The 17,904-nt window shown below is 26.4% G+C and carries 22 protein-coding genes; 19 read left to right on the forward strand and 3 right to left on the reverse strand.

What is annotated here, in order from left to right:
• Positions 1–303 precede the first annotated feature (303 nt).
• From rsgA to BUB01_RS05375, 5 genes are all read left to right on the forward strand, one after another.
• On the forward strand, positions 304–1,392 hold the full coding sequence (rsgA, locus tag BUB01_RS05360) for a ribosome small subunit-dependent GTPase A (protein WP_200802843.1): 1,089 nt from the start codon (positions 304–306) through the stop codon (positions 1,390–1,392).
• A gap of 401 nt (positions 1,393–1,793) precedes the next feature.
• Positions 1,794–3,965, forward strand: coding sequence for an HD domain-containing phosphohydrolase (locus BUB01_RS05365; protein ID WP_072985656.1), 2,172 nt, complete (start codon positions 1,794–1,796; stop codon positions 3,963–3,965).
• 475 nt (positions 3,966–4,440) lie between these two features.
• The gene (locus tag BUB01_RS05370) at positions 4,441–4,887 is read left to right on the forward strand and encodes a nuclear transport factor 2 family protein (protein ID WP_084108383.1); all 447 of its coding nucleotides are present in this window, start codon (positions 4,441–4,443) and stop codon (positions 4,885–4,887) included.
• Positions 4,877–5,053 carry a hypothetical protein gene (locus BUB01_RS23575; RefSeq protein ID WP_207649977.1) on the forward strand — a complete coding sequence of 59 codons (177 nt, stop codon included), beginning with the start codon at positions 4,877–4,879 and terminating at the stop codon, positions 5,051–5,053. Before BUB01_RS05370 ends, BUB01_RS23575 begins: the two co-directional genes overlap by 11 nt.
• Positions 5,054–5,166: 113 nt before the next feature.
• Positions 5,167–6,408, forward strand: a complete 1,242-nt coding sequence (locus BUB01_RS05375; protein ID WP_072985657.1) for a WD40/YVTN/BNR-like repeat-containing protein — start codon at positions 5,167–5,169, stop codon at positions 6,406–6,408.
• Between the two features lie 121 nt (positions 6,409–6,529).
• On the opposite strand, the gene BUB01_RS05380 is transcribed toward BUB01_RS05375, so the two are convergent.
• Positions 6,530–7,333, reverse strand: coding sequence for a lipid II flippase Amj family protein (locus BUB01_RS05380; protein WP_072985658.1), 804 nt, complete (start codon positions 7,331–7,333; stop codon positions 6,530–6,532).
• Between the two features lie 303 nt (positions 7,334–7,636).
• Here BUB01_RS05380 and BUB01_RS05385 point away from each other — a divergent pair, with 303 nt between their 5' ends.
• The 3 genes from BUB01_RS05385 (at position 7,637) to BUB01_RS05395 (ending at position 9,783) form a co-directional block, all read left to right on the forward strand.
• Positions 7,637–7,948 carry a rhodanese-like domain-containing protein gene (locus BUB01_RS05385; protein WP_423231121.1) on the forward strand — a complete coding sequence of 104 codons (312 nt, stop codon included), beginning with the start codon at positions 7,637–7,639 and terminating at the stop codon, positions 7,946–7,948.
• Positions 7,949–8,009: 61 nt separating this feature from the next.
• Complete coding sequence (locus BUB01_RS05390; RefSeq protein WP_072985660.1) at positions 8,010–8,540, forward strand: 2'-5' RNA ligase family protein; 531 nt, start codon at positions 8,010–8,012, stop codon at positions 8,538–8,540.
• 241 nt (positions 8,541–8,781) lie between these two features.
• Positions 8,782–9,783 (forward strand): L,D-transpeptidase family protein, encoded by a 1,002-nt coding sequence (locus BUB01_RS05395; protein WP_072985661.1) that lies wholly within the window; start codon positions 8,782–8,784, stop codon positions 9,781–9,783.
• Between the two features lie 573 nt (positions 9,784–10,356).
• Here BUB01_RS05395 and BUB01_RS23445 read toward each other — a convergent pair.
• Complete coding sequence (locus BUB01_RS23445) at positions 10,357–10,524, reverse strand: hypothetical protein (RefSeq protein ID WP_200802844.1); 168 nt, start codon at positions 10,522–10,524, stop codon at positions 10,357–10,359.
• A 242-nt stretch (positions 10,525–10,766) separates the two neighbouring features.
• Here BUB01_RS23445 and BUB01_RS05400 point away from each other — a divergent pair, with 242 nt between their 5' ends.
• Positions 10,767–10,928: an aspartyl-phosphate phosphatase Spo0E family protein gene (locus BUB01_RS05400; protein WP_072985662.1), complete on the forward strand. Its 162-nt coding sequence runs from the start codon at positions 10,767–10,769 to the stop codon at positions 10,926–10,928.
• A 115-nt stretch (positions 10,929–11,043) separates the two neighbouring features.
• Here the strand turns inward: BUB01_RS05400 and BUB01_RS05405 are convergent, their stop codons facing one another.
• Positions 11,044–11,580, reverse strand: a complete 537-nt coding sequence (locus tag BUB01_RS05405) for a ferritin family protein (protein WP_072985663.1) — start codon at positions 11,578–11,580, stop codon at positions 11,044–11,046.
• A gap of 123 nt (positions 11,581–11,703) precedes the next feature.
• Between BUB01_RS05405 and BUB01_RS23110 the strand changes: the two genes are divergently transcribed.
• From BUB01_RS23110 to BUB01_RS05445, 10 genes are all read left to right on the forward strand, one after another.
• The gene (locus BUB01_RS23110; protein WP_207649978.1) at positions 11,704–11,856 is read left to right on the forward strand and encodes a hypothetical protein; all 153 of its coding nucleotides are present in this window, start codon (positions 11,704–11,706) and stop codon (positions 11,854–11,856) included.
• A complete protein-coding gene (locus tag BUB01_RS05410; RefSeq protein WP_072985664.1) occupies positions 11,846–12,406 on the forward strand; it encodes a hypothetical protein in 561 nt (186 codons plus the stop codon). Before BUB01_RS23110 ends, BUB01_RS05410 begins: the two co-directional genes overlap by 11 nt.
• Before the next feature lie 179 nt (positions 12,407–12,585).
• Entirely contained in the window at positions 12,586–13,794 is a 1,209-nt protein-coding gene (locus tag BUB01_RS05415; RefSeq protein ID WP_072985665.1) for a DUF6348 family protein, read from the forward strand.
• A gap of 178 nt (positions 13,795–13,972) precedes the next feature.
• Positions 13,973–14,134, forward strand: coding sequence for a hypothetical protein (locus tag BUB01_RS23450; RefSeq protein WP_200802845.1), 162 nt, complete (start codon positions 13,973–13,975; stop codon positions 14,132–14,134).
• A 199-nt stretch (positions 14,135–14,333) separates the two neighbouring features.
• Positions 14,334–14,933 (forward strand): prepilin peptidase, encoded by a 600-nt coding sequence (locus BUB01_RS05420; protein ID WP_084108387.1) that lies wholly within the window; start codon positions 14,334–14,336, stop codon positions 14,931–14,933.
• A 12-nt stretch (positions 14,934–14,945) separates the two neighbouring features.
• The gene (locus BUB01_RS05425) at positions 14,946–16,118 is read left to right on the forward strand and encodes a sensor histidine kinase (protein WP_072985666.1); all 1,173 of its coding nucleotides are present in this window, start codon (positions 14,946–14,948) and stop codon (positions 16,116–16,118) included.
• Positions 16,099–16,773, forward strand: a complete 675-nt coding sequence (locus BUB01_RS05430) for a response regulator (protein WP_072985667.1) — start codon at positions 16,099–16,101, stop codon at positions 16,771–16,773. The genes BUB01_RS05425 and BUB01_RS05430 overlap by 20 nt, the downstream gene beginning before the upstream one ends.
• Positions 16,774–16,905: 132 nt before the next feature.
• A complete protein-coding gene (locus BUB01_RS05435) occupies positions 16,906–17,082 on the forward strand; it encodes a Flp family type IVb pilin (RefSeq protein ID WP_072985668.1) in 177 nt (58 codons plus the stop codon).
• A gap of 28 nt (positions 17,083–17,110) precedes the next feature.
• Complete coding sequence (locus BUB01_RS05440) at positions 17,111–17,287, forward strand: Flp family type IVb pilin (RefSeq protein ID WP_072985669.1); 177 nt, start codon at positions 17,111–17,113, stop codon at positions 17,285–17,287.
• Positions 17,288–17,511: 224 nt separating this feature from the next.
• A complete protein-coding gene (locus BUB01_RS05445) occupies positions 17,512–17,901 on the forward strand; it encodes a TadE/TadG family type IV pilus assembly protein (RefSeq protein WP_072985670.1) in 390 nt (129 codons plus the stop codon).
• Positions 17,902–17,904: the final 3 nt, after the last annotated feature.

Raw genomic sequence — 17,904 nt, forward strand, 5'->3', positions numbered from 1 at the left:
CTAAAATTAAATATGGGCAAAAATATAACTGTAGGGTAGTATACTCTTTATTCATGTTATGTTTTTGTAGTAATAAATAACCTTTCATAATATACTGCCTAATTAGGAAAAGCAACACGATAGGAAGATCGTGTTTTTTTGTACCCGTAGATAGCAGCCTATTTTAAGGGGCTATTATCTACGGGATTTTTCTGCCCATTTTTAATTATTAAAAGTATATAAGAAAGGAGTGATGTATCATGAAAATTTCAAAAGATTTAAAACAAGTATTCAAAAATTACTATAGAAACATGGAGGGATTTGATGAGTAATAAGTTAGAAAAGTACGGCTATACAGATTTTTATAAAACACAAATAGAAAAACTAGATTTGAGAGATACGGGGTTAATACCAGCAAGAATTATTGAAGTTCATAGAGAGATATACACTATAGTAACTGATGAAGGTGAAACTACAGCAAGGCTTAAGGGAAGTTTATTTTATAATAACAATCAAAACAGCATTTATCCTGCTATAGGTGATTTCGTTTTGGTTTACCATAATGATTGTGGTGATGATATTATTTATACTGTACTTGAAAGGAAAAGTAAGTTTTCACGTCTTGATACTTTTTACGAAACTGAGCAGGTGGTAGCAACTAACTTTGATTATGTTTTTATTATGACTTCTCTTAATCATGATTTTAATATTAAGAGATTGGAAAGATATTTAAGTATTTCATTACAAAGTGGAGCCATTCCAATAATTATTTTGACCAAGGCAGATTTGTGTAGTGATTATGACGCTTATAAAAGAGAACTTGAAAAAATAGTAGATGGAATTCCTATAGTAGTGATAAGTTCACTTACTGGATATGGGATTGATGAGTTAAAAACCTATATAAAGCCAACGAAAACAATTGTATTTTTAGGCTCATCAGGAATTGGGAAATCATCACTTGTAAATGCTATTTCAGGAGAAGAAATTATGAAAGTTAGTTCTATAAGAGAAAGTGATAGTAGAGGAAGACATACTACAACTCATAGAGAGCTTATAATGCTTGAAAATGGAACTATGATTATTGATACTCCTGGGATGAGAGTATTAGGAATGTGGGAATCTTCAGATGGAGTTAATACAGTTTTTGATGATATTGAAACTCTTATAAATAAATGTAGATTTAATAACTGTAATCATAAATCTGAACCGGGTTGTGCTATTAAAGAGGCGTTGGAAAATGGAGAACTTTCAGTAGAAAGATGGAACAACTATATAAAGTTAAAAAAAGAAAGTAAATTTGCAAAGAGAAAGGAAAAGCAAAAGAGTACTGAAAAGAGCAAATCTTTAGTTAAGGGAAATAAAAAGAAAAAGTATAATAAAGAAGAACTTAAAGAATCACTAGAATTATTGTAAGCAAGGTATTCTTATTTAGAAATTTCAAAGGATTCTAATTTGAATAAAAGTATAATATATAGACAAATGATAAAAATAAAGAATTTAAAAGCTCAGAGAAGCAGATAGATGAGTACAGAAAAAAATTGGATGAAGATAATTATAGAATATATAAGTCTATAAAATAATTTATAAAAAATGAAGTATTAAAAAAGCTAATTAGGGGATGTAAATGCCTTAATTAGTTTTTTTATATTTAAATTTAAAATTATAATTATAAATTAATAAAAATATTTTTTTAAAAGCTATGCAGATAAAGTATTTATCGAAAATAGTCGAAAATATAATATCTCTGTAGAGGTGAAGTTAATTATTTAAAAGAAAATAATACTTAAATAGAAAGGGGTTGTAAAAGAAATATTATGTTTTTTGCATTAAAAAGAAGTATCAAATCATTCCGAAAGAAAAGTAGTAAAAATAAATTTAAATATTTAGGTATTAAAATATCTATTATATATTTAACAATTGGATTTATTTGGGTTTATTTTTCGGATAGGTTTGTAAATAGTTTTTTTTATAGTAAAGATACAGTATTAATTGTAAATACATATAAAGGTTGGGTATATGTATTTATAAGTACAGCTGTTCTTTACCCATTTATTAGAAGATTCTTAAAAAAGGTAGAAGAAACTGAAAATGAGCTTAATGATAGTTATAAAGAATTAAGAGCTAAAAATGAAGAATTACAAGCTTATGTAGGACAATTAACTGCAGCTGAGGAATTCTTAAGAATTCAATATGATAAAATCATTGAGAATGAAGGTAAACTTATTAAAAGTGAGGAGGAGAGTAGAGCAATTATTAAAGCTTTGCCTGATTTATTATTTGTTGTAGACAGGGATGGAGTTTTTATTGATTACCAGGCAAATGATGAAACACTTTTGTTAATGAAGAAAAATAAATTTATAGGTAAGAATATTTATGAAGTACTTCCTGATGATATAGCTAAAATAGGTCATGAAAAAATTAAATTGGTATTAGAAACTGGAGAATTACAAAGTTTTGAATACCAATTACATGTTTCAGGTAAGGAACAATACTTTGAGCTTAGAATGGTAAAAAGAGGGCAAGATGAAGTATTAGCAATAGCAAGAAATATTACTGCTGCATTGGAAAGTAAAATAGAATTGAAGGCTAGTGAATATACATTTAGAACTCTTTTTGAAAATTCAGCTGATGCAATATTAATAATTGAAGATAATAAGATAATCGATTGTAATTTAGCTGCATTTGAATTATTGGGGTATGATTGTAAAACAAATATATCTAATAGATATTTATGGAGTATAGCACCAGATGATCAACCAGATGGAATAAATTCTAAAGAAAAGGCAATTAAAGCAATTGAGACTAGTGAAGTTAATATAAAGTCAAATTTTGAATGGTGGTTTAAGAAAAATGACGGTACAATATTTCCTGTTGAAATTATGCTTACATCTATAGTACTTAATGGAAAAAAGGTTTTTCATGCATTATGCAGAGATCTTAATAAGCGTAAACAAATGGAACAAAAACTAGAGTATTTAAGTTATCATGATCAGTTAACTGGACTATATAATAGAAGGTTTTTTGAAAAACAATTGGAAAATTTAAATAATAAAGAAAACTTACCGCTTACTATTGTTATGGCAGATGTAAATGGATTAAAGCTTATTAATGATTCATTTGGACATTCTATGGGAGATGAGCTCCTAATAAAAGTATCAGAAGTTATTAAAAAAGGATGTAGAAATAGTGATATTGTTGCAAGGCTTGGTGGTGATGAATTTATTATTTTATTGCCTAAAACAAGTAAATATGAAGGTGAGCAAATAGTTAAAAATATAAAGAATCTATCTTTGAAAGAAAAAGTAAGAAGCGTGGATGTATCAATTTCATTTGGACTAGATACTAAAGAAAAGATTGAAGAAAAAATTTATGATGTATTAAAAACGACAGAAGATAATATGTATAAGAAAAAACTTTTTGAAAGTCCAAGTATGAGAGGAAAAACTATCAAGGCTATAATTAATACTCTTCATGAAAAAAATAAGAGGGAAGAACAACATTCGTATAGAGTATCACTATTATGCAAAAGAATGGGAGAAGCTATAGGCTTAAGCGAAAGGGAAATTGAGGAACTTAAAACTGCGGGATTATTGCATGATATTGGGAAAATAGCAATAGATGAGAATATACTTAACAAATCTGGAAAACTTACAGATGACGAATGGCAGGTTTTAAAGCGTCATCCAGAAATAGGATATAGAATATTGAGTACAGTTAACGATTTATCAGAGATTGCAGAATATGTACTAGCTCATCATGAAATGTGGAATGGAAAGGGTTATCCTAAAGGATTAAAAGGAGAGGAAATACCATTTCAAGCAAGGATTATAAGTATAGTAGATGCGTATGATGCAATAACTAGTGAGCGAAGCTATCGGAGTGCGCTTTCAGAAGAATTTGCAGTAAAAGAATTACAATTGAATGCTGGCATTCAATTTGATCCCCAGCTTGTAAAAGTATTTATTGAAAAAGTTTATTCAAAGTAATACATGATTGGCTATTAGATTCGATTTTAATATATAAACATTATATAGTTAGAGTAATGGCTTTATAAGATTTCTTTAAAATAAAAAAATAACTAATGAATAAACTGGTAATAGAGTTATATAAGCTGGAAAAAGTTATAAACTAAAGTTTAAAATAATGTATTAGATTAATCTTTAATTATCTTAATATATAAGTTCCAATAAAGATTATTCAAAAAATTAAATTTACTTTCACCCATAATTTATCATATTATTAAGTCTTTTATGGAACTTATAGAATCAAATTAAATAGTATATATGATTCTAATTAGCTATTTTTAACTAAAAATGTTTAGTTGTTATTATTTCTTAATAAATTTATTTTTTATGTAGAATATTAATTAGAACATATATACATTATTTTTTATTTTTATAAATGTTAAAATTTTTTAATAAGAAAAAAATTAAATTTAGTTTATAAAGTAATATATCCTTAATGGAAAAATATGCTATAATATGTATATTATTATTTATGGTGAAAGGACTTAATATGAATATAAAAGAAGAAATTACAAGAAATTATTTTAAAGCATGGATAGATAATGATATCTCTATAATTGAAAAAGTTTTTTCAGAAGATATTTTATATGTAGAATCTTGGGGGCCAGCATATATCGGAATTAATCAGCTAAAAGCATGGTTTATGGATTGGCATAAAAATAATAAAGTAGTAATATGGGATATTAAGGATATTATAATTTTAAATAATAGGGTTATTTGTGAGTGGTATTTTAAATATCAGCACAAGGAAAAAATAGAGGATTTCAATGGAATATCTTTAATAAGATTTGATAATTGTGAAAAGATTGAAGAATTGAAAGAATTTATGTCTACATTACCCATAAGATACCCTTATTGTAATGTAAATTCATATGATTACTAATAGTATAGATGAGAAGGTGAGTACTGTTAATTATAAAATAAAGGACTTTAATTATTTGACGTGTTTATTTCAAATTGGTACAATGATATATTTCGCTAAGATAATAATATGGAAATTTGCGAAGTTATTTGTAAAAAACATTGAAGAAACAATGAAGGATGCTTAAAGAATACAAAACAAAAGATATATTGTAAATTGTTAATATAAATTTAACATTATATACCTACTTTTTGAAAATTATTATTATAAAAGTATTTTGTTATGAAGGGATTATAAGTTATGGTAAAAAAGTTTTTTGTTTTGTTAGGAATAGGTATTTTAATTGTATTTGGTGTTAAGGCCTTTTCTTATTTTAGAGGAAATGCTATTGATGATGGGCGAAATAAAGGTAAAACAATTGTGGTAGCAAACAAGGACGGTGTTTTGACAGATATTGGACAAAAGGTAATGAAAGTTTACATGGATCCATTTATAAATAGAACTGGAAGAGACGGTCAGAATGTTAAGAATTTTAAAGTTAAAAAAGAAGAAATTCTCAAATTTAACAAAGATGAATTGGCTGTAAAAGTAGATTTCAGTCTTAATCCTGAGAATGGTGGAGTGCATAGAACGTGGGGAGAAACTAAGAATGGAGAACTTCAAGGAAGTTGGATATTAAGGATAAAATTTTTAGGTAAGTATAATTGTCAAATTATAGATAAGGAAAGAGCAGGTTCAGATATTGATAAATCTAAGATAATAAGAGATTTAAAGCGAAAAGAAAGATATATAACTGAAAAAGATAAAAATTATTATTTAGAAGATAATAATACAAAAATAACCTATGATGGTGGAAAAACTTGGGTTAACGTACCTATTGATAGAAATGCACTTTTTGAAAGAAAAGAGCTTATTAGTAGATCAGAACTTCAAAAAGGAAGTTATATTATAACTCCTGAAAATACCAGCTTTGTATACGGGGGTAATGATAAAATTCCTTTAAGTATATTAATATCTAGAGATAAAGGCGTAAATTGGAGTAAACAAATTGTCACAAAGCGTGTCACAGGTAATAAACAATTATTTTTAGGCTTTACATCATCCAAAGATGGTTATATAGTTTCTACAGGAAAAGGGCTAACCGGATCAGAACATACATTTATTTATACTACAAATGATGGGGGAGTTACTTGGACTAATTGTGATGAGTTTAAGATTAATAAAAATCACATTGAAATAATAGGATCGGCTTTTTCAACAGATAAAATAGGTTTTCTTTGTTATAAATCTGAAGATAAATATCCTAATATACAATATACCGTTGATAAGGCAGAAACTTGGCAGAACTTAAAATTACAAGTACCTAGTGAATATGAAGGTAAATTAACAGAGGCTATGAGTCCTATTTTTGAAGGAAGTAAAGGAACTTTAGTAGTTAAACAAAATAAGGATGGAGGGTTAGGGGCAAATAAGGCTGGCAAGTTTATTAGTGAAGATTATGGTTTAACGTGGAAATTTGATAGCATTATTACGGTTCAATAATATTAAGTTATAATTTTGTTTAACAAGCTCAGATTAAAATAAAGTAAGAACTTATGTTGAAATTTAAAACATAGGTTCTTACTTTATTTTAATCCCCAATAATATTTAATTTTGACTCTTATTAAATTAATTTAGCTATATAAGATATTAATTTAGCTCCCGGAACTAATAAGAATTGAGCTAGTATTGTACCAACTATCAACCCACCAACAATAAAAATTATACACCTATTAAATTGATCTTCAGTGCATTCACCTTTTATTACATCATCAGTTAGCATGGATATAAATGGATCTATGAAAACGAACATAAGTATAGTGGCAATTCCATTTATTACAGCTGATAAAGAACTACATGTAGTCCTTAATGAAGGATTTAAACAGCCTGCATATAATGATGCTAAAATACCAACTGTTGATATTGAGAAAGCTATTATATTAAGTAAGATAATTTTTTTTGGCATCATTTTGATATTTTTTAATTGGGCTAAGTTCTCTCTTTTAGGTTTTGTAACACTACTTTTAAATTGTTCTATTCCTGATTTTGAGAAACCATGTAGGAGTAATTTAGGTATAGAACGATGAATACTAAAGCAGTCTACGGCTTTACTAAAAACTTTTATAAAAGTTGGCATTAATAAGGCACCAATAATTGTAGCTAAAGTAGTAGAAAAAAGAATCCATCTAAATATAAATAACAAGTCTTCTGGATGTCCTGTTTCTATAGTGTTTTCTATTGTTTTAGCCATTAATGGGGCTTGTATAGTATTTGCAGTTCTAGAGATTAATGCAAAAATATTAAATACAGCAAAAGAAATTGCTATTCGTCCAGTTTTTATGGCAACAGTTCTTACAGAATAAGCTAAAGTAGAAATTATATATATTATAAATGTAAGAATTAAAACTATAATTACTTGTATAGACATTTATTTTCTCCAATCAAATTTATTTTACTAAATTGTATAACATATTTATTTCTTTTTCAAAGGATTATTAAGTTTATGGTGTGTATTTTACCAAAAATTAAAAATATTAACAAAAAATCTTCAAAATAAACGGACTTTTATAATGATGATACTATTTTGTATATAATTAGTTATTTAATATTATATGAATACAAGAGAAGTTTAATTTACATACTATAATTATTCAAACTTACCTATTCGTATATAAATTTGTAAGAGTAAATTTGAATAACCAAAAGTATAATCATTAAGGAGATGAAAAGTATGTTTAGCAGAAACAAATTTACTTCAATTAGTGTTCATGATTTATATGATTTATTAGGTAAAATAGATTTGATAGATATACGTGAAACATGTGAGTATAATAGTGGACACATACCAACTGCAACAAATGTTCCTATAGAATCGATTTTAGCACAGCCTGAAAGATACCTTGATAAATCAAAAAAATATCATATTATATGTCAGTCAGGAGGAAGAAGTTCAAGAGCTTGTGATGAATTAACTTCAAAAGGGTATAATGTAATTAATGTAGCAGGGGGGACTGGTTCATATATAAGAACACTTGAGATATAATATAAGATTTATATATTACGTAATTTGAAAGTACAATTACTTTTTACTAAGGGAGGAATATATGCTATATGTAATTGTATCTGTTGTTAAAGGTAAAGTAGGTGACTTTAATAATAGGTTAAGAGAAGAGGTTTTTAAAAATTTTAAAGTAAAATCGTCTAAGTTACCAGCCCATTTTACTATTAAAGCTCCTTTTGAATATGATGGGGATATTATAGAGCTAGAAACTATATTAGATAGTTTTTCTAAAAATGAACAGTCTAAACCTTTTAAAATAGAAGGATTTGATCATTTTGATAATAGAGTAATATATATGAAAATCAATATGTCAAAAGAGGGAAAATCTATGCATGACAGGCTAATTGAAAACATGAATAAAATACCATATATATCTTTTGATAAAAGGGATGGAAAAGATAAAATCTTTCATATAACTGTTGCTTCTAAGAGATTACAAACTTCATATGAAAGTATTTGGGAATATGTAAATAAATATTCATGTAGATTCAAAGCTGTTTTTGATAATGTTTGTATCTATAGATGGGAAGATAATACTTGGAAATTGCATAGAGAATTTATTTTTAATAGATAAGATGTTTTTTTATGGATAGTATATAGAGAAACTCCAATATATCATTTATTTGATATACTGGAGTTTTTTAAATAAACTAAGTATTTCAATATATTAGGAAACTATTATAAAAGTATATATTTGGTTAAAAAACACTAAAAGATAAAATATAAATAAGAAACTTATAAAGAAAATATGTAACTTTATGGTGAATCATGATAATATATAAATGGAAAGAGACAGCATTTAGGGAGGTTTTACCATGAAAAAAATTATGTTGAAAAAGAAAATTTTATTTAGTATTATAGGAGTTTTTATAATAGCAAGTAGTGCCGTTTTTATAAGTGTTAAAAACGATAAGGCAGCTAAGAGTGCAGAAGAGCAAAAGAAGTTAGCTATGAAAAAATTAGAGGAAGACAACTTAAAAGAAGAAGATAAGAAAAAAGATGAAGAATTAAAAAAAATAGAAGAACAGAAAAAAGATGAAGAGTTAAAAAAAATAGAAGAACAAAAAAAGGAAGAAGAATTAAAGAAAGAAGAAGATAAGAAAAAGGAAGAAGAGAAAAAACAACAAGAAGAAGCGCAAAAGGTTAGTACTAATAAAACGGATAAACAAGAAAAACAAAATAGTAATACAACAGAGAAAGTTAAGACTAAAAAAGGTTTTAAAAATCCTGCTTTTGCAAATTCAAGTCAAATATTATTAGTAACAGCAAATTCTATGGGGTCATCTAGTGGAGTTGCTAGAGAATATGAGAAGGATTCTAATGGGGAATGGAACGTAGTTAAAGGGGATATGGCTGTTAGATTAGGTGCAAATGGACTTCAATATATATCAAAAAGACAACAGTCAACTAATAAAACACCAGCTGGAATTTTAAATATTATTTCTGCTTTTGGAGTAGGAGGGAATCCAGGTTGTAGTTATAGTTATAAGAAAGTAGAAGAAAATGATTATTGGAATTTAAATTCAGGTTCACAAACCTATAACAGATTAATAAATCATAATCCTGGTGGAGATTATGAACATTTAGCGAGTTATCAGGCTCAATATAAGTATGCCTTAGTAACAGATTATAATATAAACCAAGCTCCTAACAAAGGTGGTGCTATATTTTTACATTGTAATGGTAGGGGTGCAACAGGTGGCTGTGTGTCATTCAATGAAGCAGATATGGTACAAGTTATGAAATGGATGGATAGTTCTAGAAATCCTAAGGTACTTATAATACCTAGTGGAGATTTAGGACAATATTATTATTAATTATAGGAATTTAAGAAATATTTTTTAAAATAGCAGAGCCAATAGATAATTCTGTGTAATTATTTTAATATTACTGGAAATTTTGAATGTGTGAAAGTGTTTCTGTAAATAGCCTTTTATGATAATTATTTTATAGGTATGGAGGTTATGAGATAACCTCCTATCTTAGTTTTAATATAGTAAATAATAAAGAGCAGTTAATAATACCCTATAAAAGGGTATATTTTTTTAGGTTTTGTATTATCAATTGTATAATTTGTTTTCAAACATTATAGATAACTCACCATAAATTTCTCTCCAATTACGAATTGGTAAATTCCATTTCTCTGTAATTTCTATCATACGTTTGTGACCAATCTCTTCTGCTGGTGCATCATATATTATCTTTAAATTATAAAACAGCTTTTTATGATATTTTTATTTTATCATAAAAAACTGTTATATTTTGTAATTTAGAGAGCTCTTTTAGGCTCCTTTGTCATATGGAAAACAATAAGTAGGAGAATACTCACTTGAATGTAAGTATTCACAGTATTATTTACAATCATATGCTAATATTTAAGGTTATATAATTTATAATTTATTTACATGTAAAATATGAGAACTTATCTCATTAGTTTGGATTCTTTTTAAGTCTTTTTGCCTAAGTCCAGTTTCTTTCATGATGTCATCCCAAGATTCACCATCGATTAGCATTTGTTTCGCTTTACTGGAAGCTGCATTTTTACCTTCTCTATTCATTTATTATCCTCCTTTGTTTATAATACAATGTTATTCTTGTTATAATAAATTAATTTCATTATTAAAGATATTTTTAGTATATGTTAATATAAAAAATATTAATCATATTAATAAAATAATTAATATTTTTAGAGCTATTTTTATTATAAATTCCATAAAATGCGTAAAAATATAAAAAAGATCTATTTTATAACCTAAACCAATCCTTTCTTGCTAAAATTTAACAAGAAAGGAGGGATACTATGAATAATATTGAAGAAGTCAATAAAAAAATAGAAAAACTAAAACAAGAGCTACAAAAGTTAATTGACGAAAAGAATGACTTATTAGCTGATGAAGTTATTGTAGCTAGCAAAACTCTTGATACTGCTTTAAATGAACACAATAAATTAACCAATAAGTAGTAAAAAGAAAAATTGGGAGGAGAAGTCTCCTCCTTTTTAAAAATGGTAAGGATAATCTATAAATGTGATTTTTTAAACTTAAAATAAGTAAATTTACTCTTTGAAATATTAGTTTTTAATTACAACTGATAAGGCCATATTTATCTTCATCTAAAAGAGTTAACGCTAAGGTTAGTTCTTCTGTATGTTCTTTTTCATCTTTAATTATTTTGACAATGATTTCTACAATATCTTCTTCATCTTCTTCTGAGAGATTTTTTATAAAGCTTTCATATAATACTATAGCTTCAAGTTCTCCTTTTATTGCTTCTCTTATATTCATAAGTAGTTCATTTTTCATATCCTTAACAGTACTATATTCTTTAAATTTATGTTTATATTTTTCTGAAATTTGTATATGATCTTTGATCTCTGCTTTAAGCTTTTCATGATCATTATCTATATTTCTTAAAGTATTTAGGAACATTCCATAATGTTCTTTCTCATCCTCCATGATGTGATAAAAAAGATCTTTTACTTCTTTATTACTTGTCAAAGAAATAAATCGACTATAGTCATTAATAGCTACAATTTCAGCAATCATCCCCTCTCTTAAGAATGTTTCCTTATTAATAAGTATGCCTTGTGGTTGTCTATTAGTTGTATAACTCATAAAAGCTCCTAGAAAGTACTTTATATAAAGAAAATATATGTCATCATAAATAAAAGTAGTACAACTGTTAGAAAAAATGATATAGTAATTATAAATGTTAAAATAATTATCTTAATATTTTTAATGAAAGGTGAAATTATGGGGGAAGAGAAAAAGTTAATAATTATAAAAAAATATTTGTGGTTTAGTGATTGCTTGGTAGAAGATGAAGAATCAGTTGATGTAAAGAAAAAAATTCTATTAATTAATAAAGAGAGTAAAAATTATGATTTATAGTGAAAAATTTTTAAAAAGTATCATAGAGGGTAAGCCTATAGGAGAGATTTATCCATATAAAGATGGTACAAAAAAGCAAAGAGAGTTATATATTAAATCTATAGTAGCTGATCTAAAAAAATCTAACTTGATAAAGGTAGAAGCAGATTTTAATTCCTATGGAAGTGGATATTCTTCTTATGTTGATATATTTTGCTATAAAACGGATGGAAGCTCAATATTAAAGAGGGATAATATAATATGTATTAATGGAGTTACTATTTATATAAGTAAATTAGCTCCGTTAGCTATATATGGATCAAGTAAGAAGATTAGACGCTCAAAAGGTGGAAGCTATGATTTTTTAGACATCAATAGTATAAATAAAATTCCAAGTGGAGATTGGGATGGTGTGATTTGTTTATTAAAGGACAAATTAAATAAGTATGGGATTGAACTGTTAGAAAAGAAAGAGTTAGCAAGATCGATTGATTTTGAAGTGCAAATTCCAACTATAAGTAAGAATCCAAATTTTAATTTGGTTAATTCGAACTTACTCATACGAATGTAATGAGAAGGAGTTTCCATATTAAATAATAGAGAGTACAAGGTTTTTGATGCTATTTTTTATTGGGAAGACTAAGTTTTAAACTTATAGAGTTTTAAATTATTATCAAAATATTGGATTAAAAATATATTTAATTAGAATATATATAATAAAAAGTTTAAAAATAAAATTAGGAGAGTCTTATGAATTTTTTTAAAAGAATATTTGGAACAAAAGATAATATAAAATCACCAAATATAAATGTTAATGAAAAGCTTCTTAATTATTTACAGAAGGCTCTTAGCGATAAATCATTAAAATCCGAAATAATAGATGGTAAAATATTTATTAATAAGTTTAGAATATCTATAGAAGCATGGGTTTCTGATAGAATTGAACATCCTAATGTTATTGCTATGCATTTAAATTTTATTATAAGTCAAGAACAATTTGAAGATAATATATTAGAGTCTTTGGTAGCCATAGGAGAAAAAAATGATGAAGACGACGCAATATTAAATGGAATAGAATCATTTGTTACAGGTGTCTTAAATTCAGTTATTGAATCTTTTTATGATGCATATAGTGAGGAGCTTGCTTTTGAAACTAGATGGAATGATGAGAAAAAACTTTGGCATCCCAAACTAGGTTTTTTACAAGTACAAGGGTATTGTAATAATAAACTTATAGATGAAAGTAGAATCTTCAATATTTTAAAGAATGATATTAAAATACGGCTTGGTAATAAGAGATTTTATTTTATTAAGGTATATGTTTCTAAACAAGTAAATGGCAAGATTATAGCTGAATGTACATTAAATAATGAACCATTTTATGAAGCTAATCAAAAGATGGAAGAGTATGCTAAAGTATGGAGAACAGAAGGAAATTTTAAAGGTGAAAAGCAATATATTATAATTAAGCAATGTGATAAAACTTGGAAACATAGTAAGTATTCTGAAAAGGAGATTAATACTATAATAAATAAAACAATAGATATTATAGAGAGCTATTCTAATGAAAAGAATTATGATAACTTATTTGAAAAAATAGTAGCAGTTACTAATAATATTAGTTTAGCATTTGAGCTTTATTATTTTATTCCTGAAGTTTATTGTAGAATTATATTTAGGGAAGTACAATATTCTGATGAATTTATTATTGTTATGGCAGATGAGACTAAAAAAGTTATTTATTTATCACAATTTAAACTCTATAGTCAAATAAAAAAAATAGTATTTAATAGAATAAAATCAAATATAGATAATACTAAGTTAAAAAACATTTTATTACTTAGTTATAATTTTAGTGTTATAAATGCTACTATTAATGAAGGAAAAAAGCTTGAGGATTTAAGTATACTGCCAAAAATGTTAATTGCGCCCAAAAATTATAGAGTAGTTGACTTATAATAGAAAACTACTCATTACTATTAATATAAGATTTATAGAATGCCTTCCTTCATAGGGCATTTACTTACATCATTACTTAATTAGTACTAAAAAATATCTACTTAAGAGTCCTGAATAAAATTTTTATCTTAAGGTAAGACTAGTTTTTGAAGACAGAGCAACTAAGGAGGAATTTTAAATGACAAGAAGTGGTATGAAAAAAGGTGAACATGAAAAGGCAATGGAGCAAGCAAAGGAAATGCTTGATAAGGGATGTGGAATGGCAGAAATAGTATCACAGACTCATCTTAGTGAAGATGATGTAACGAAGGCAAAGAATAAGTGGGTAGATAGATCCTAGAATTTATTTTTATATTTAATATTTATTGATTTAATAATAAAACTCCTCATTATTTGAGGAGTTTTTTATATATAGATTAGTGTAAAATTATTTAGTTTTATAAAGCTAATAGTAAATTTTTTAGAAATTATAATCGGATAAAAATGTTTTATATTGCAAACAATAATGATAAATAATTATTTAAAGTAAGAGGTAAAGTATGCATGTATCAATAATTGGCATGGGATTAATTGTAGGAATTATACAAAATTTTTTAATAAACAGTATATCTTATAAGATAACTGGAATTAAAACAGAGACCTTTAATATTTTTGTCCCAATTATTTGTAGTCTATGTTATGAAATTCTTTTTTTTAGATTAAGTTTTACAACTATATTAATAAAATCAATAATAATGACAACAATTTTAATTATAATTTCTTTTGTTGATATTAAACATAAAATTATACCTGATTTTATGGCTATTTTAACATTAGTTGTTGGAATCGTAATTTCTTTTGCAGTTAAAACTTCATTAATAGATTCAGTTTTAGGAATGTTATGTGGTGGGGGAATAATGTTTATAATAGGACTTGTTCCCAATATGATTGGCGGAGGAGATATAAAGCTTATGTTTGCATTGGGAGCTTTTCTAGGAGCCAATAGAACTTTATGGGCACTTCTATTGGCATTTTTTATATCAGCTATAGTTGGTATTATTTTAATAGTTTTTAAAATAAAAGCTAGAAGTGATTATATACCCTTCGGACCATTCTTATCTTTAGGAAGTTTTATTTCAATATTAATTTTTAATGTATAGGAAGTATAAAATATGGAGTTTGATGTTAATGTTATAAATAAAATAATTAAAAATATAATTATTGAGATAGATTCAAGTAGAGGGCAAATACTTAATATTGTCGATACAATAAGGAATGAACATGAGAGTTTAAAGACCCAATTAGCGAAAGTTAGAAAGGATATTAGTAGGATTATAGATGAGGTTGATGAGTTTGAAAAAAAAGATAAGGAGGCTAGAAGAAGGCTTGTTGAAGTATCAGCTAATTTTAAAAAATATAACGAAAATGATATTAAAGACGCGTATGAAAATGCAGAAAATATAAGGCTTAAATTTTATACTAAAAAAAATGAAGAAATTTCTTTAAGGGAAAGAAGAGATAGTATTGAAATAGCATTAAGAAAAACTATTGGGAACATCGAATCAGGTGAAAAAATAATTAATCAAATAAGTATTGTTATGGGATACTTAGAAGGAGATATTCTTTCTGCTTTAGAAGGAGCTGATAAAAATTCAGAAATGTTTATTGGCATAAAAATTTTAGAAGCTCAAGAAAATGAAAGAAAAAGAATAGCGAGAGATATTCATGATGGTCCTGCTCAACATATGGCAAACGTAGTAATGAGGGTTGATATTTGTAGAATGGTTATTGAAAAAGATATTAAAGAAGGTCTTAAAGAATTAGCTGAATTAAAAGAAAGTGTTAAAATAGCTTTAAAAGAAGTAAGAAGTATTATTTTTGATTTAAGACCAATGTCTTTAGATGATTTAGGATTGAATCAGACTATACAGCAAACAGTAAATAGTATTTCTAAAGAAACTAATATCCTAATAAGATTGAAAATAAAGCCTATTGAAGAAGAAATAGAGCCGATTATTCAAGTAGCAGTATATAGGATTATACAAGAAATATTTAATAATATAAAAAAACATGCCAAAGCAAAGCAGGCAGAGATAAGACTTGATTTTGGTACTAAATATCTAATGTTAATAATAACAGATGATGGTGTTGGCTTTAATGTAGAAGAAACTTTAAAGAGAGTTAAAACAGAAAGTGCTTCTTATGGACTTATTGGAATTTTAGATAGGGTAAATCAGCTTCAAGGAGAGATCCAAATTAAATCCTCAGAGGGATTAGGTACAACATATACTGTTAGACTCCCTATTAATAGAGAGGTGATAAAGAATGAAAAACAAGGTGATTAAAATACTAATTGCTGATGACCACGATATAATAAGACAGGGATTAAAGAGGATTATAAGTTTTGAAGATGATATGGAGATTGTAGCTGAAGCAGAAAATGGAGAAAAGTCTATTAAGCTTTTGGAGAATATTGATATAGATGTTGCTTTGCTTGATTGCAATATGCCAATCATAAATGGCATAGAAGTTCTTAAAAATATAAAACAAAATAGAGAGAATATTAAAGTCATAATGATAACAGTTGAAAATGATAAAAAAACTATTACTACAGCTATAAATATTGGAGCGGACGGTTATATGCTTAAGGATTCGGCTGCTACAGAGGTTGTAAATGCTATTAAGTTAGTACAAAATGGTGAAAAATATATTGATAAATCATTAGTTTCTATGCTTTTTTCGGATATAAAAATTAAATCTAAAAAAGTACCTAATCTTTTAGATGAACTTTCAAAAAGAGAAGTCGAAGTCCTTATTAAAATTTCTAAGGGACTTAGCAATAAAGAAATTGGGGAGCAATTGTACCTCTCAGAAAAAACGATTAAAAATTATGCAACTAATTTATTTAGAAAGATAAATGTTGAAGATAGAGTTAAAGCTACAATTTTTGCATTAGAAAATAACATTGAAGAATATTACATAAATAAATATGAAAAATAGGGACTTTTGTCCCTATTTTTTTCTGACTTTTTTACTTAACATATGTGACTTTTGCAATCTGCAAAACTGAAGGATATGCGGATATAATAAAGACAAGAAGAACACAAAAAAACAAAATAGGAGGAATTAAAAATGATAAATAAACTAAAAAATCATCTAGTAGGAACTTTAAAAAATGAAAAAGGACAAGGTATGGTTGAATATGCACTACTTATAGGACTTGTAGCGGTAGTAGTTATAGCAGTATTAGTATTACTAGGACCAGCAATATCAGCAAAATTTCAAGAAATAATAAATGCTCTTAATTAAATAAAAAAATAAAGGAGGGGAATTTAAAATGATAAAAAAATTTAAAAATCATCTAGTAGGAACCTTAAAAAATGAAAAAGGACAAGGTATGGTTGAATACGCATTACTTATAGGACTTGTAGCGGTAGTAGTTATAGCAGTATTAGTATTATTAGGGCCAGCAATATCAGCAAAATTTCAAGAAATAATAAATGCTCTTAATTAAGAGTAATCTAGTTCTGCTACAAATTTTTTAAAATACCCTAATTACAAGAAATTAATTAGGGTATTTAGGAAATAGAGAAATTTTTAAACCTAATATTTATAAAGATAAAGAAGCTATAAATTTACCTTAATGGGAGTTATATCAAATAAATTGATATTTGGAATATTAATTAAGTTCAAATAATTAGATTAGAGATTAAATTTTCATTTAAGGACGTGAAAATTATGAAAAACTTGAAAAACCAAAAAGGACAGGCACTAGTCGAGTTTGCGATAATACTTCCAATATTTCTTATATTAGTTATGGGAATAATACAGTTTGGAATGATACTAAATACTTATCTTAGTATTGAAAATGCATCACGGGAAGGAGCCAGAAATGGAATTATAGGAAGTACAGACTCTGAGATTCAGAACTTAATTAAAACTATTTCACCTAGTTTGGATACTCAAAGTCTAACAGTAAATATAACTCCTAATGAAATTACTAGAAAACCAGGAGATACTCTTACTGTGAAGGTAAGTTATAATTATAAATTAACAGTTCCAATTATAAGCAATCTTTTTAATAATATAGTAGTATTGAATGGACAAACTTCCATGAGAGTTGAGTGAGGT

Origin of the sequence: Clostridium cavendishii DSM 21758, assembly GCF_900141845.1 — a bacterium.
GTDB classification, from domain to species: Bacteria; Bacillota; Clostridia; order Clostridiales; family Clostridiaceae; genus Clostridium_AG; species Clostridium_AG cavendishii.

What these genes read in the sequence shown, in the direction of transcription:
- rsgA (WP_200802843.1), top strand. Translation starts at nt 304, where the DNA reads ATGAGTAATAAGTTAGAAAAGTACGGCTATACAGATTTTTATAAAACA.
- BUB01_RS05365 (WP_072985656.1), top strand. Translation starts at nt 1,794, where the DNA reads ATGTTTTTTGCATTAAAAAGAAGTATCAAATCATTCCGAAAGAAAAGT.
- BUB01_RS05370 (WP_084108383.1), top strand. Translation starts at nt 4,441, where the DNA reads ATGGAAAAATATGCTATAATATGTATATTATTATTTATGGTGAAAGGA.
- BUB01_RS23575 (WP_207649977.1), top strand. Translation starts at nt 4,877, where the DNA reads ATGATTACTAATAGTATAGATGAGAAGGTGAGTACTGTTAATTATAAA.
- BUB01_RS05375 (WP_072985657.1), top strand. Translation starts at nt 5,167, where the DNA reads ATGGTAAAAAAGTTTTTTGTTTTGTTAGGAATAGGTATTTTAATTGTA.
- BUB01_RS05380 (WP_072985658.1), bottom strand. Translation starts at nt 7,333, where the DNA reads ATGTCTATACAAGTAATTATAGTTTTAATTCTTACATTTATAATATAT.
- BUB01_RS05385 (WP_423231121.1), top strand. Translation starts at nt 7,637, where the DNA reads ATGTTTAGCAGAAACAAATTTACTTCAATTAGTGTTCATGATTTATAT.
- BUB01_RS05390 (WP_072985660.1), top strand. Translation starts at nt 8,010, where the DNA reads ATGCTATATGTAATTGTATCTGTTGTTAAAGGTAAAGTAGGTGACTTT.
- BUB01_RS05395 (WP_072985661.1), top strand. Translation starts at nt 8,782, where the DNA reads ATGAAAAAAATTATGTTGAAAAAGAAAATTTTATTTAGTATTATAGGA.
- BUB01_RS23445 (WP_200802844.1), bottom strand. Translation starts at nt 10,524, where the DNA reads ATGAATAGAGAAGGTAAAAATGCAGCTTCCAGTAAAGCGAAACAAATG.
- BUB01_RS05400 (WP_072985662.1), top strand. Translation starts at nt 10,767, where the DNA reads ATGAATAATATTGAAGAAGTCAATAAAAAAATAGAAAAACTAAAACAA.
- BUB01_RS05405 (WP_072985663.1), bottom strand. Translation starts at nt 11,580, where the DNA reads ATGAGTTATACAACTAATAGACAACCACAAGGCATACTTATTAATAAG.
- BUB01_RS23110 (WP_207649978.1), top strand. Translation starts at nt 11,704, where the DNA reads ATGAAAGGTGAAATTATGGGGGAAGAGAAAAAGTTAATAATTATAAAA.
- BUB01_RS05410 (WP_072985664.1), top strand. Translation starts at nt 11,846, where the DNA reads ATGATTTATAGTGAAAAATTTTTAAAAAGTATCATAGAGGGTAAGCCT.
- BUB01_RS05415 (WP_072985665.1), top strand. Translation starts at nt 12,586, where the DNA reads ATGAATTTTTTTAAAAGAATATTTGGAACAAAAGATAATATAAAATCA.
- BUB01_RS23450 (WP_200802845.1), top strand. Translation starts at nt 13,973, where the DNA reads ATGACAAGAAGTGGTATGAAAAAAGGTGAACATGAAAAGGCAATGGAG.
- BUB01_RS05420 (WP_084108387.1), top strand. Translation starts at nt 14,334, where the DNA reads ATGCATGTATCAATAATTGGCATGGGATTAATTGTAGGAATTATACAA.
- BUB01_RS05425 (WP_072985666.1), top strand. Translation starts at nt 14,946, where the DNA reads ATGGAGTTTGATGTTAATGTTATAAATAAAATAATTAAAAATATAATT.
- BUB01_RS05430 (WP_072985667.1), top strand. Translation starts at nt 16,099, where the DNA reads ATGAAAAACAAGGTGATTAAAATACTAATTGCTGATGACCACGATATA.
- BUB01_RS05435 (WP_072985668.1), top strand. Translation starts at nt 16,906, where the DNA reads ATGATAAATAAACTAAAAAATCATCTAGTAGGAACTTTAAAAAATGAA.
- BUB01_RS05440 (WP_072985669.1), top strand. Translation starts at nt 17,111, where the DNA reads ATGATAAAAAAATTTAAAAATCATCTAGTAGGAACCTTAAAAAATGAA.
- BUB01_RS05445 (WP_072985670.1), top strand. Translation starts at nt 17,512, where the DNA reads ATGAAAAACTTGAAAAACCAAAAAGGACAGGCACTAGTCGAGTTTGCG.